Annotated in this window: 12 protein-coding genes; 11 read left to right on the forward strand and 1 reads right to left on the reverse strand. The window is 62.6% G+C overall.

The features are described from left to right. The first annotated feature begins 71 nt into the window (after positions 1-71). The 10 genes from DM807_RS26755 (at position 72) to DM807_RS26800 (ending at position 11,200) form a co-directional block, all read left to right on the forward strand. A complete protein-coding gene (locus DM807_RS26755; RefSeq protein ID WP_012270628.1) occupies positions 72-1,451 on the forward strand; it encodes an OprD family porin in 1,380 nt (459 codons plus the stop codon). Positions 1,452-1,529: 78 nt separating this feature from the next. Next, positions 1,530-3,140 (forward strand): ABC transporter substrate-binding protein, encoded by a 1,611-nt coding sequence (locus DM807_RS26760; RefSeq protein ID WP_179028161.1) that lies wholly within the window; start codon positions 1,530-1,532, stop codon positions 3,138-3,140. A 91-nt stretch (positions 3,141-3,231) separates the two neighbouring features. Next, positions 3,232-4,242: an ABC transporter permease subunit gene (locus tag DM807_RS26765; protein WP_060515691.1), complete on the forward strand. Its 1,011-nt coding sequence runs from the start codon at positions 3,232-3,234 to the stop codon at positions 4,240-4,242. Positions 4,243-4,252: 10 nt separating this feature from the next. Beyond that, entirely contained in the window at positions 4,253-5,179 is a 927-nt protein-coding gene (locus DM807_RS26770; protein ID WP_060515690.1) for an ABC transporter permease subunit, read from the forward strand. Between the two features lie 10 nt (positions 5,180-5,189). Further along, positions 5,190-6,158, forward strand: a complete 969-nt coding sequence (locus DM807_RS26775) for an ABC transporter ATP-binding protein (protein ID WP_012270624.1) — start codon at positions 5,190-5,192, stop codon at positions 6,156-6,158. Continuing rightward, a complete protein-coding gene (locus DM807_RS26780; RefSeq protein ID WP_060493210.1) occupies positions 6,158-7,126 on the forward strand; it encodes a peptide ABC transporter ATP-binding protein in 969 nt (322 codons plus the stop codon). Before DM807_RS26775 ends, DM807_RS26780 begins: the two co-directional genes overlap by 1 nt. 271 nt (positions 7,127-7,397) lie before the next feature. Beyond that, positions 7,398-8,222, forward strand: a complete 825-nt coding sequence (locus DM807_RS26785; RefSeq protein ID WP_012270622.1) for an AraC family transcriptional regulator — start codon at positions 7,398-7,400, stop codon at positions 8,220-8,222. Positions 8,223-8,286: 64 nt separating this feature from the next. Beyond that, positions 8,287-9,693 carry an NAD(P)/FAD-dependent oxidoreductase gene (locus DM807_RS26790; protein ID WP_041166638.1) on the forward strand — a complete coding sequence of 469 codons (1,407 nt, stop codon included), beginning with the start codon at positions 8,287-8,289 and terminating at the stop codon, positions 9,691-9,693. A 33-nt stretch (positions 9,694-9,726) separates the two neighbouring features. After that, complete coding sequence (locus tag DM807_RS26795; RefSeq protein WP_012270620.1) at positions 9,727-10,068, forward strand: cupin domain-containing protein; 342 nt, start codon at positions 9,727-9,729, stop codon at positions 10,066-10,068. Positions 10,069-10,120: 52 nt separating this feature from the next. Further along, a complete protein-coding gene (locus DM807_RS26800) occupies positions 10,121-11,200 on the forward strand; it encodes a polyamine ABC transporter substrate-binding protein (protein ID WP_012270619.1) in 1,080 nt (359 codons plus the stop codon). Between the two features lie 33 nt (positions 11,201-11,233). Here the strand turns inward: DM807_RS26800 and DM807_RS26805 are convergent, their stop codons facing one another. Then, positions 11,234-12,817 (reverse strand): peptide chain release factor 3, encoded by a 1,584-nt coding sequence (locus DM807_RS26805; RefSeq protein WP_012270618.1) that lies wholly within the window; start codon positions 12,815-12,817, stop codon positions 11,234-11,236. 496 nt (positions 12,818-13,313) lie between these two features. Between DM807_RS26805 and DM807_RS26810 the strand changes: the two genes are divergently transcribed. After that, entirely contained in the window at positions 13,314-14,027 is a 714-nt protein-coding gene (locus DM807_RS26810; RefSeq protein WP_012270617.1) for an ABC transporter permease, read from the forward strand. Positions 14,028-14,036: the final 9 nt, after the last annotated feature.

Genomic DNA, 14,036 nt, shown 5'->3' on the forward strand with positions numbered 1-14,036 from the left:
CCAGGCAACACCGCAACACCCACCCGGCCCACAAGGCCGGCAATAACTAGAAAACAATGGGAGCTTCAACCTTGAGAATATTCACCCTGACCGCACTGGCGTTATCCATCAGTGCCTTATCCACCGTGGCCCAGGCCGACCCGCAAAGCCAGGCCTACATCCCGCTCACCCTCAAAGGCAGCAGCGAGCAGGCGCAGGCCAGCGGCTTCATCGACGGCCAGAGCCTGTCTGGCAGCACCCGCAACTGGTACGCCCGCGAACGCGCCGCACGCGCCCCGCTGTGGAAGTACTACAAAAGCGACGGCACCCGCCACCCCACCCACAGCCGGGAAAACTGGGTACAAGGCAGCATCCTCAACTACAGCTCCGGCTTCACCCAAGGCACCGTGGGCATCGCCGTCGAGGCCGCTGGCTACAACGCCATCGCCCTGCAACAGAGCCGCGAAGCTGTCGCCGGCCCCAACAACCGCACCCTGACCCACAGCGATGGCGACCCCATTGGCCAGTGGAGCAAACTGGGCCTGGGCAACATCAAGGCACGGGTGTCCAACACTACCCTTACCCTCGGCCGCCAGTCGGTTGACACCCCGATGATCGCCTACATCGGCAACCGTGCCCTGCCGTCGAGCTTCCAGGGCGCGTTCCTGCACAGCGCCGAGTTCGATAACCTCAGCTTCGACCTGGGCACCTTCGACCGCGTCTCGCCACGTACCGAGCAGAGCCTCAGCAAGTTCCGCAGCGAATACAGCGCCACTGGCGTGGAAACCGACCGCGCCAGCACCGCCGGCATCAACTACCAGCCGTTCAAGAGCCTGAGCACCAGCCTGTACGCCACCAAGGTCGACGATTTCTGGAACCAGTACTACTTCGGCGCCAACCACGTGCTCGGCGACAGCGCAGTGCTCAGCCTGAGCACCGGCCTGAACTACTACAAGACCGTCGACGCCGGCAGCCAGAAAATGGGCAAGATCGACAACGACACCTACAGCCTGTCGTTCGACCTGACCCACCAGGCCCACACCCTCGGTGCCTCCTGGCAGCAGGTCAACGGTAACGAGTACTTCGACTACCTGCACGAAACCAACGGCATCTACCTGGCCAACTCACTGCTGTCGGACTTCAACGGCCCCAACGAAAAATCGCTGAAGATCTCCTACGTACTGAACATGGCGCCCTACGGCGTACCAGGCCTGAAGTTCAACCTGTACAACGCCCGCGGCTGGGGCATCGATGGCACTCACTATCGCGGTACAGCCTACGACGTGAATGGCCTGGATGGCGAAACCCACTACGAGTGGGGGATCGGCACCAGTTACGCGGTGCAGAGCGGGCCGCTGAAAGACACCAGCATCCGCGCCACCTACACCACTCACCGCGCCAGCAAGGCCCAGGGTGATGGCAGCCTGGATGAGTTCCGCGTGGTGACCACCATCCCATTCAACATTCTCTGACCGCCGGCGCCACGGCCCACTTCGCAGCGGGCCGTGGCGACTACGCTGGAATCAATGCAAGCAGGGAGCCTTCAACCCATGCAGAGAGCTTTCATGAAATCGCTACCGCTACGCCTGGCCCTGGCCGTCCTGGTGCTGGGCAGCACCACGCAACTGGCCGCCAAACCACTGGTGGTGTGTACCGAGGCCAGCCCGGAAGGGTTCGACGTTGTTCAGTACACCACGGCGGTCACTTTCGACGCATCGTCCGAAACCGTGTTCAACCGCCTGGTCGATTTCAAGCCCGGCACCACCGACATCCAGCCGGCACTGGCCGAACGCTGGGACATTTCGCCAGACGGCCTGACCTACACCTTCCACCTGCGTCACGGGGTGAAGTTTCACACCACCGACTACTTCAAGCCAACTCGTGAATTCAATGCCGACGATGTGCTGTGGAGCCTGAATCGCCAGCTTGACCCGAATCACCCGTGGCATGACAAGACCAGCGTGGGCTATCCCTACTTTGAAAGCATGGCCTTCAAGGAACTGCTCAAGTCGGTGAGCAAGAGCGACGACAACACCGTGGTGATCACCCTCACCCGCCCGGAAGCCCCGTTCCTGCATGACATGGCAATGGGCTTCACCTCGATCTATTCCGCCGAGTACGGCGACAAGTTGCTCGAAGCTGGCAAAACGGCCGAGCTGAACAGCAAGCCGATCGGCACTGGGCCGTTCATCTTCCAGCGCTACAACAAGGATGCACAGGTCCGTTTCAAACCGAATCCCGAATACTTCCGCGGCAAACCACCCGCCGATGCCCTGGTCTTCGCCATCGCTACCGATAGCAACGTACGACTGCAAAAGCTACGCGCCAACGAATGCCAGGTCGCGCTCTACCCCAAACCGGATGATGTGCCGTCGATCAAGGCTGACCCCAAGCTCAAGGTGGCCGAGATCGAAGCGCTGGTCACCGGTTACATCGCCATGAATACCGAGCACCCATACCTGAGCGATGTGCGCGTGCGCAAAGCCATCAACATGGCCTTCGACCGCCAGACCCACGTCGATCAGCTGTTTGGCAAGGGCAACGCGCTGGTGGGCGTCAATCCATACCCGCCGACCATGATCGGTTACAACACCAGTAACAAGAACCCGCCGCGCGACCTCGACAAAGCACGCGCCCTGCTCAAGGAAGCTGGCGTTCCGGAAGGCACGGTGATCACGCTGTTCACCCGCAACGGTGGCGGCATGACCAACCCTAACCCGCGCCTGTCCGCCGAGATGTTACAGGCCGACCTGAAACAGATCGGGCTGAAGCTGGATGTCCGCGTGATGGAGTGGGCGGAAATGCTGCGCCGCGCCAAGAAGGGCGAAGCGGACCTGGTGTCCACCGGCTGGGCAGGCGACAACGGTGACCCGGATAACTTCCTTACCCCGCTGCTCAGCTGTGACGCGGTCAAAACCGGCGAGAACTACGCCCGCTGGTGCAACTCGAAATTCCAGGAACTGATTACCCGCGCCCGCGAGGTGATCGACAACGACGAACGTGCAAGGCTCTATAGCGAGGCATTGAAGGTGTACGATGACGACCAACCCTGGATCAGCATGGCCCATCCGAAGATGTTCACCGCCATGCGTGACAACGTTGAGGGCTACGTGATCAGCCCTCTGACCAACAACAACTTCGCCACCACCAAGGTGAAGTAGAACAACAACGACCGCCGGCAACCCACACGGGCACCGGCGGCACTGCCGTACCGGGCTGATCGCCCCACGGCCTGATGAGGTAACCCCGACAATGTTGAGTTTTATTGCCCGGCGCCTTGGCCTGCTGATACCGACCTTTTTCGGCATCACCTTGCTGACCTTCGCGCTCATACGCCTGATCCCCGGCGACCCGGTGGAAGTGATGATGGGCGAGCGCAGGGTCGACCCCGAAATGCATGCCCAGGCCATGGAGCGCCTGGGCCTGAACAAGCCACTGCCGGTCCAGTACCTGGACTACATCGGCAAGCTGGCCCAAGGTGACCTCGGCGAATCGCTGCGCACCCGCGAAAGTGTGTGGAACGAGTTTCTCACCCTGTTCCCAGCCACCCTGGAGCTGGCCTTCGCCGCTTTGCTATTCGCCGGCATTGTCGGCCTGCTGGCCGGGGTGATCGCCGCACTCAAGCGCGGTTCGCTGTTCGACCACGGTGTAATGGGCATTTCACTGGCCGGCTATTCGATGCCAATTTTCTGGTGGGGCCTTATCCTGATCATGTTCTTCTCGGTGAGCCTGGGCTGGACGCCGGTGTCCGGGCGCATCGACCTGCTCTACGACATCGAGCCGAAGACTGGCTTCATGCTGATCGATACCTTGCTCAGCGACGAAGAAGGTGCGTTCAAGGACGCGGTGATGCACCTGATTCTGCCGGCCATCGTGCTCGGCACCATCCCGCTGGCGGTGATCGCCCGCATGACCCGCTCGTCGATGCTCGAAGTGCTGCGCGAAGACTACATCCGTACCGCACGCGCCAAAGGCCTTTCGCCAGCCCGCGTGGTGTTCGTGCACGGCCTGCGCAACGCCCTGATCCCGGTGCTGACCGTATTCGGCCTGCAGGTCGGCACGCTGCTGGCCGGTGCAGTACTGACCGAAACCATCTTTTCCTGGCCGGGCATCGGCAAGTGGCTGATCGAAGCCATCGGTGCCCGTGACTACCCCGTGGTCCAGAACGGCATCCTGTTGATCGCCTGCCTGGTGATTCTGGTCAACTTCGTCGTAGACATCCTCTACGGCCTGGCCAACCCACGCATCCGTCATCAGCGCTGAGGCCCTTGCCATGACTAGCCCGCTTGCAAAATCCGTGTCGCCGGCCAGCCCGGTGGACCAGAGCCTGCTCTACCCCTCGCCGTACAAAGAATTCTGGCAAGCCTTCGCGCGCAACAAGGGCGCGGTGATGGGCCTGGCCTTCATGTGCCTGGTGGTGTTCTGCGCCCTGTTCGCGCCGTGGGTCGCCCCGCATGACCCGAGCGAGCAGTACCGCGATTTCCTGCTGACCCCGCCGGTGTGGCTGGAAGGCGGCACCTGGCAGTTCATCCTCGGCACCGACGAACTTGGCCGCGACCTGCTTTCGCGGCTGATTCAGGGTGCACGGTTGTCGCTGCTGATCGGCCTGTCGTCGGTCGTGATGTCGCTGATCCCTGGCATTTTCCTCGGCCTGCTGGCCGGTTTCTTCCCGCAACTGCTCGGCCCATCGATCATGCGCCTGATGGATGTGATGCTGGCGTTGCCGTCGCTGCTGCTGGCGGTGGCCATCGTCGCTATCCTCGGCCCTGGCCTGATCAATACGGTGATCGCCATCGCCATCGTGTCCCTGCCCTCCTACGTGCGCCTGACCCGCGCCGCCGTGATGGGCGAGCTGAACCGCGACTACGTCACCGCCGCACGCCTGGCCGGTGCCAGCCTGCCACGGCTGATGTTCGTCACCGTGCTGCCCAACTGCATGGCGCCACTGATCGTGCAGGCCACCCTCAGTTTCTCCTCGGCCATCCTCGACGCCGCCGCGCTGGGCTTTCTTGGTCTCGGCGTACAACCGCCAACCCCCGAGTGGGGCACCATGCTGGCTTCGGCCCGAGACTACATCGAGCGTGCCTGGTGGGTGGTCAGCCTGCCCGGCCTGACCATTCTGCTCAGTGTGCTGGCAATCAACCTGATGGGCGACGGGCTGCGCGATGCGCTGGACCCTAAACTCAAGAACGCCGCCTGAGGAGAACGCCATGTCACTGTTGCAGATCAACAACCTCAACGTGCGCTTCGGCGACGCCAATGCGGTACCGGTCGTCGACGGCCTGGACCTGGCGGTGGAGGCCGGCGAAATCCTGGCCATCGTCGGCGAGTCCGGCTCGGGCAAATCGGTCACCATGATGGCCTTGATGGGCCTGATCGAAGCCCCGGGGCGTATTACCGCCGACGCCCTCACCTTCGATGGCACGGACATGCTCAAGCTCAGCGGCCGGCAACGACGCAAAGTGGTTGGCAAGGATATCGCCATGGTCTTCCAGGACCCGATGACCGCGCTCAACCCCAGCTATACCGTGGGTTTCCAGATCGAAGAAGTGCTGCGCCAGCACCTGGGCCTGAAGGGCAAGGCCGCGCGCCAGCGTGCCCTCGAACTGTTGAAAAAAGTCGAGATCCCGGCTGCAGAAAGTCGCCTGGATGCTTACCCGCACCAACTGTCCGGCGGCATGAGCCAGCGTGTGGCGATAGCCATGGCGATTGCCGGCGAGCCCAAGCTGTTGATCGCCGACGAACCGACCACCGCGCTGGACGTGACCATCCAGGCGCAGATCATGGAGCTGCTGGTCAACCTGCAGAAAGAGCGCAACATGGCGCTCATCCTGATCACCCACGACCTTGCCGTGGTCGCCGAAACCGCCAGGCGGGTGTGCGTGATGTACGCCGGCCAAGCCGTGGAAGTGGGCCAGGTGCCGGAGCTGTTCGACGTGCCCGCCCACCCGTACAGCGAAGCCTTGCTGGCAGCAATCCCCGAGCACAGCATCGGCGCCGAACGCCTGGCCACCCTGCCTGGCATTGTCCCTGGGCGCTACGACCGCCCGGTCGGCTGCCTGCTGTCGCCGCGTTGCCCGTACGTGCAGGACACATGCCGGCGCCAGCGCCCGCCCCTCGACCCACAGGCCCATAGCCTGGTGCGTTGCTTCTACCCGCTGAACCAGGAGGTGGCGTGATGGCCGTCGTTCTATCCGCCCGGGAGCTTACCCGGCATTACGAAGTCTCCCGCGGGCTGTTCAAGGGCCACGCGCTGGTCCGTGCGCTGAATGGCGTGTCGTTCGAACTGGAGGCGGGCAAGACTCTGGCCGTGGTCGGCGAGTCCGGCTGTGGCAAGTCGACCCTGGCACGCGCCCTGACCTTGATCGAAGAGCCATCGTCCGGCTCACTGCAAATTGCCGGCACCGAAGTGAAAGGCGCCAGCAAGGCTGAGCGCAAGCAACTGCGCCGCGATGTGCAGATGGTGTTCCAGAGCCCCTACGCCTCGCTCAACCCACGGCAAAAGATTGGTGACCAGCTGGCCGAGCCACTGTTGATCAACACCTCGCTGAGCAAAGCCGAGCGCCGCGACAAGGTGCAGAAGATGATGGAACAGGTTGGCCTGCGCCCCGAGCACTACCAGCGTTACCCGCACATGTTCTCTGGCGGCCAGCGCCAGCGTATCGCCCTGGCGCGGGCGATGATGCTGCAACCCAAGGTGCTGGTAGCGGACGAACCGACCTCGGCGCTGGACGTGTCGATCCAAGCGCAGGTGCTGAACCTGTTCATGGACTTGCAAAAAGAGTTCAACACCGCCTACGTGTTCATCTCGCATAACCTGGCGGTGGTACGGCATGTGGCAGACCAGGTACTGGTGATGTACCTGGGGCGGCCGGCGGAAATGGGGCCTAAAGAGGATATCTACGAGAAGCCGCTGCATCCCTATACCCAGGCGCTGCTGTCGGCGACACCGGCCATTCATCCCGACCCGCTGAAGCCGAAGATCCGCATTGTCGGGGAGCTGCCCAACCCGCTGAACCCGCCGGATGGGTGTGCATTTCACAAACGTTGCCCGTATGCGACGGAACGGTGTGCCAAAGAGGTGCCGGCGTTGCGGCAGGTGAGTACGCGGCAGGTGGCTTGTCACTATGCCGAGCAGTTCCTTTAGCCTTTAGATAGCTGGGGCCGCTTTGCGGCCCCAGGTTCTCAATGCATGAAGAACCAGATCAGAATGATTACCGGAATCGGCACCCCAATCATCCAAAGCAGTATCGAGCGCATGGCCTTTCTCCTTGTTCGATGGTGACAAGAAAGGTGCAGCCCTCATGCCAGCTGTATCAAAAAATTACATCCATATGAATCAACGGTTTACTCCAAAGGCCGCTTGAGCGAACCGTGCAATATGCAGGATCCACACCCTTGCACCTGGGTGTTCTGCAATGCACTATCTCCCAATGACCGCCACCGCCCTTCCTGACGGCCCCGAGCAAACCCCGCTCACCGCCGACACCGTGCTGCGCTACCACCTGTGCTGGAAGCACCGCGACCTCGACGGCGTCATCGCGCTGTACCACCCCGACATCCAGTACCACGACTTCTTCCAGAACCGCGTGCTCGGCTACCAGGCGCTGCGCGACTACGTACGCGCCTGCCTGCCCCACGAAGCCGGCGAAGACATCGTCCACAGCGACCGCATCCGCGTCGATGGCTGCACCGCGTTCATCCAGTACCAGGTCACAGTCCAGGGCGGCGACGGCCTGGTGGCGTTCCAGTCCAGCGAAGCCATCACCGTCAAAGACGGGCTGATCTGGCGGGTCAACGAATACGCCACGCTTGTTCGCCAGAACGGCAGCGGTCACGCCGGCAGCGGCCCACGCCCGGCCACCAGCCGCCTGGGCCTGTCACCCCGGCAGTTGTCGACCATGGCCCAGGACCTGGAGCACTACTTCCAGCGCCAGCGCCCCTACCTGGACCCGGAGCTGGACCTGCAGCAAGTGGCCGACGCCAGTGGCTATAGCCGCAACCAAATCTCCTACCTGCTGAACCAAGTGCTGGGGCAAAGCTTCTACCGCTACGTCAACCAGGCCCGCCTGCAGCACCTGATGGCCAGCCTCGACGACGACCGCGTCGAGGCGACGATCGACGAGCTGGCGTTCAGCGCCGGCTTCAACTCGCTGTCAGCGTTCTACAAGTGCTTCCGTGAACACACCGGGCTCACGCCCAAGGCCTACCTGAAGCAAATTTCCCTGCGTGCACGCACGTAAGACAGCCGCCTACCGACATCACTAGGATCGCCCACAGACCTCGATGGACGTGGAGCCGAACCCGATGCAACCCCTGCGCACACTAAGCCTGTGGATGGACCAGCTTGACGAGCCATTGTGCGCCCGCCCGGCCCTGCGCGAAGAGCTGACAGCGGATGTGTGCATCATTGGCGCCGGCTATACCGGTTTGTGGACCGCCTACTACCTCAAGCGCCAGGCGCCACAGCTGAACATCGCCGTGATAGACGCCAACATCGCCGGTTTTGGCGCCTCGGGGCGCAACGGTGGTTGGCTGATGGGTAACCTGCTGGGCGAAGACCGCCTGCTCGCCACCCTGTCGCCGCAACAGCGCCGTGCCAGCATCGACCTGCTGCACGGTATTCCCGATGAAGTGCACAGCGTGCTGCTACGCGAAGGCATCGATTGCGACTACCGCAAAGGTGGCGTGCTGTACTGCGCTGCGCGCTACCCGGAACAGGAGCGCAGCCTGCGCGCATACCTCGACGACTTGTATCGCCAGGGCATGACCGAGGACGACTACCGCTGGCTACGCCCCGAGCAACTGGACGCGCAGCTGCGGGTCAGTAATGCGTTTGGCGCCATCTACAGCCCGCACACCGCGACTATCCAGCCGGCCAAACTGGTGCGCGGCCTGGCTCGGGCAGTGGAGGCGCTGGGTGTACCGATCTACGAAAACACCCCGGCCATCGACTGGCAGCCGGGTGAGGTGCGTACGCCACTGGCACGGATTCGCTGCCAGTGGATGGTGCCCGCCGTGGAAGGCTACGCTGCCAGCCTGCCGCCGTTGGGCAAACATCAGCTGCCGGTACAGAGCCTGCTGGTGGCCACCGAGCCGCTGCCGGAGGCCACCTGGGCACAGATCGGCCTGAGCCAGGGGCAAGCGTTCAGCGAAAGCAGCCGCCAGGTCACCTACGGCCAGCGCACCGCCGACAACCGCCTGGTGTTCGGCGCCCGCGGAGGTTACCGCTTCGGTGGACGCCTGCGGGAAAACTTCAACCTCCACGAGCACGAAGTCGAGCTGCGTCGCTACTTGTTCGGCGAGCTGTTCCCACAGCTCAGGCACGTGCGCATCACTCACTCCTGGGGCGGCAATCTGGGCATGGCGCGGCGCTTCCGCCCGCACATGCTTTGCGACCGCCAACGCGGTATCGCCCTGGCTGGCGGTTACGGCGGCGAAGGCGTGGGCGCCACCAACCTGGGCGGGCGCACCCTGGCCGCGCTGATCCTCAACCAGCACAACGAACTGACCGCACAGCCCTGGGTACTCGACAACCGCCCGCTTTCCAGCCTGGCCAGCTGGCCGCCCGAGCCCTGCCGTTGGTTGGGCTACAACGCAATCATCCAAAGTTTCGTCCACGAGGACCGGACCCTCGCCAACCCCGCCAGCGCGCCGTGGAGGCGGCGCCTGGCCAGCTCGCTTGCGGACTTCATGGAAGGCTTCATGCACTGACTTCCCTTATCACCTGCACAGGATCCACCGGTCATGAGCATCACCCAGTTCAAGAACACCGCCAGCGCCGTGCTGGACAGTTCCAACCCCGTCGCGGTACCGCTCGGCGAGCCCATTGCAGTGGCCTCGGTCACCTGCGTGGAGCGCAGCGATGGCGTCGAAACCGGCATCTGGGAATGCACCCCCGGGCGCTGGCGGCGGCAGATCGTGCAGCAGGAGTTCTGCCATTTCATCAAGGGCCGCTGCACCTTCACCCCCGACGGTGGCGAGACCCTCTACATAGAAGCCGGAGACGCACTGATGCTACCGGCCAACAGCACCGGCATCTGGGACATCCAGGAGACCGTGCGCAAGACCTACGTACTAATTTTCTGATCCGCTGATCGCCTGCCTTCGATAACAACAGACAAAGCAAGGTAAACCCGACATGCGCACGCTCCTTCTCGCACCCCTGATGCTGGCCGCCAGCGTGGCCAGCGCCGCTGAAACGGTGAAGATCTACAACTGGTCCAGCTACGTCGCTCCCGATACGCTGAAAAACTTCCAGCTCGCCAGCGGCATCGTGCCGACGTACGACGTGTACGACAGCAACGAAACCCTCGACGGCAAGCTGATGACCGGCAACTCCGGCTACGACGTGGTGTTCCCTTCCAACCACTTCATGGCCCGGCAAATCCAGGGCAAGGCGCTGAAGCGCCTGGACAAGTCGCAGTTGCCCAACTGGAAAAACCTCAACCCGGTACTGCTCAAGGCGCTGGAAGTGAACGACCCGGGCAACCAATACGGCTTCCCGTACCTGTGGGGCAGCACCGGCATCGGCTACAACATCGACAAGGTCAAGGCTGTGCTCGGCGACAACGCGCCACTGGACTCGTGGGACCTGATCTTCAAGCCCGAATACATGAGCAAGCTGAAAAGCTGCGGCGTCGCCGTGTTGGACAACGGCCCCGAACTGCTGCCCATCGCCCTGCACTACCTGGGCCTGCCGCACCACAGCCAGAACCCGGCCGACTACGACAAGGCCAAGGCACTGTTGATGCAGGTGCGGCCATACATCAGCTACTTCCACTCATCGAAGTACACCGGCGACCTGGCCAACGGCGATATCTGCGTGGTGGTGGGTTTCTCAGGGGATGTGCTGCAGGCGAAAAACCGGGCTGAAGAGGCGAAGAACGGGGTGAAGGTGGGTTACTCGATACCCAAGGAAGGCGCGCCGATGTGGTTCGACATGGTGGCCATGCCGGCCGATGCACCGGATGAGAAGGCCGGGTATGCCTACATGAACTACCTGCTGCAGCCGGAAGTGATGGCCAACATCAGCAACCATGTGCAATACGCCAACGGCAACCTCAAGGCGGACGGGTTGGTGGACCCGGCGATGAAGGGTAATACGATGATTTACCCGAGCGACGAGGTGATGGGCAAGCTGTATGCGCTGGAGGCGATGCCGGCGAAGATCGACCGCATCAGGACGCGGATCTGGACCAGCATCAAAGCCGGAAATTGAAATGGGGCCGCTTCGCGGCCCCAACTCCAATACTCAATGATGCTCGCGGGTAGCGCGGAACTTGATGTCCGGCCAGCGCTCTTCCATCAGCGCCAGGTTGACCCGGGTCGGCGCCAGGTAGGTCAGGTGCCCGCCACCGTCGATGGCCAGGTTTTCCATGGCCTTGGTCTGGAATTCCTCGAGCTTCTTCTTGTCATCGCAGCTGATCCAGCGCGCCGACCATACGGTGATCGGCTCGTAGGCGCACTCGACCTTGTATTCTTCCTTCAGGCGGCTGGCGACCACGTCGAACTGCAGCACACCCACCGCACCGAGGATGATGTCGTTGCTGCGCTCCGGGAAGAACACCTGGGTCGCACCCTCTTCGGCCAACTGCTGCAGGCCCTGACGCAGTTGCTTGGATTTCAGCGGGTCCTTCAGGCGAACGCGGCGGAACAGCTCCGGAGCGAAGTGCGGGATACCGGTGAAGCCCAGCGCCTCGCCTTCGGTGAAGGTGTCGCCGATCTGGATGGTGCCGTGGTTGTGCAGGCCGATGATGTCACCGGCAAAGGCCTCTTCCAACTGCTCGCGCTCGGAGGAGAAGAAGGTCAGCGCATCGCCGATACGCAGGTCCTTGTTCAGGCGAACGTGGCGCATTTTCATGCCCTTCTCGTACTTGCCCGAGCAGATACGCATGAAGGCGATACGGTCGCGGTGTTTCGGGTCCATGTTTGCCTGGATCTTGAACACGAAACCGGTGAACTTCTCTTCCACAGGCTCCACGGTACGCTCGTGGGCAACACGGCCCAGCGGGCGCGGCGCCCAGTCGACTACCGCGTCGAGCACGTGGTCGACACCGAAGTTGCCCAATGCGGTACCGAAGAACACCGGGGTGAGCTGGCCGTTGATGAACTCGTCCTGGTTGAACTCGTGGCAGGCGCCCTGCACCAGCTCCAGTTGCTCGACGAACGAGTCGTACTGGTCGCCCAGGTGGGCGCGGGCTTCGTCCGAGTCCAGGTTCTGGATGATCTTGGCTTCGGTGCGCTCGTGGCCGTGGCCTGGGGTGTACACCACGATGTAGTCACCGGTCAGGTGATACACGCCCTTGAAATCGCGGTAGCAACCGATCGGCCAGGTAATTGGCGCGGCCTTGATCTTCAGAACGGCTTCGATCTCGTCGAGCAGCTCGATCGGGTCGCGAATGTCTCGGTCGAGTTTGTTGATGAAGCTGACGATTGGCGTGTCGCGCAGGCGGCACACGTCCATCAGGGCGATGGTACGCGGCTCTACACCTTTACCGCCGTCGAGCACCATCAGCGCCGAGTCCACCGCGGTCAGGGTGCGGTAGGTGTCTTCCGAGAAGTCTTCGTGGCCGGGGGTGTCGAGCAGGTTGATCATGTGCTCGCGGTACGGGAACTGCATCACCGAGGTGGTGATGGAGATGCCGCGCTGCTTCTCCATTTCCATCCAGTCGGAGGTGGCGTGGCGGTCGGACTTGCGCGACTTCACGGTACCGGCGACGGCAATGGCCTTGCCCATCAGCAACAGCTTCTCGGTGATGGTGGTCTTACCAGCGTCGGGGTGGGAAATAATTGCGAAAGTGCGGCGCTTCGCGACTTCGGCGGCCTGGTTGGTCATGGGAAATCGCCTGACTGGGGGATTCAAAAAGGGGCGATATCATACCTGAAGTTGGGCCCAGACCAAAACTTGCTGAACCAGTGACACCTGTCCCGGCCCCTTCGCGGGCACGCCCGCGAAGGGGCCGGGACAGGCACAACAAATTCAACAGGCAATCGCTTTATCACGACAGATGGCCGCAGCGCAGTTATTTCAACGCCTACAGTGCATTAAGCCGCTGTTTTTTCTCGCCAAAAAACCCACCACCCAGTGATTAACGCTGGCCAAATGCCGCCTCAGATGGGAACCTTTACGCCCACGGAGACGTCCACTCCCCTGCAACCCGCTTCGGTTGGGGACTGGTTTCATCAGCATTTTCGGGCCCGACGGGGTTCGGCTCATGGCCTGATCGCAGCCTTCGGCGTGCGTCACGCTGCTACTCGCGAACACACCAATCGCCGCCAGGACTGGCCGGCAAAAAAGAAGTGTGCTCGCCGACAACACAAGGAGTCCGCCTGTGGCTAAACGCTACGGTAAAGGGCTGTTGGGATGCGCCACCGTGCTCGTCATCCTGGCCCTGCTGATCCACTGGATCGGCATCGACACGATCGCGCGTTATCGCGACGATCTTGGGTTCTACCTGCAAGCGCACCTGATACTGGTGCTGGCTTCGATGGCGGCGGCGTTGGCCGTGGGCATCCCCGCCGGCATTGCGTTGAGTCGACCGCACCGGGTCGACAAAGCCGAGCGCTTCATGCAGTTTTTCAACGTTGGCAACACCATCCCCCCCTTGGCCGTTCTGGCCATCGCCCTGAGTATTCTGGGCATCGGCGCCGGGCCTGCGATCTTCGCACTGTTCCTCGCCTCCCTCCTGCCTATCGTGCGCAACACCTACGAGGGCCTGAAAAACGTCCCCGCCTCGCTCAAGGAAGCCGCCACCGGCATCGGCATGACCCCGCGCCAGCAACTGTGGCAGGTGGAACTGCCCAACGCGGTGCCGATCATCGTCGGTGGTGTACGCGTGGCCCTGGCGCTGAACGTGGGTACCGCACCGCTGGCGTTCCTGATTGGCGCCAACAGCCTGGGCAGCCTGATCTTCCCCGGCATCGCCCTGAACAACCAGCCGCAGCTGCTGCTGGGTGCCGCGTGCACCGCACTGCTGGCGTTGGTGCTGGATGCCGCGGTGAGTTTCTCCAGCAAGCGCTGGCTGGAACGTGGCCTGGCCCAATAAGGATAGGGA

It is taken from the genome of Pseudomonas hunanensis, assembly GCF_013393325.1.
GTDB lineage: Bacteria > Pseudomonadota > Gammaproteobacteria > Pseudomonadales > Pseudomonadaceae > Aquipseudomonas > Aquipseudomonas putida_P.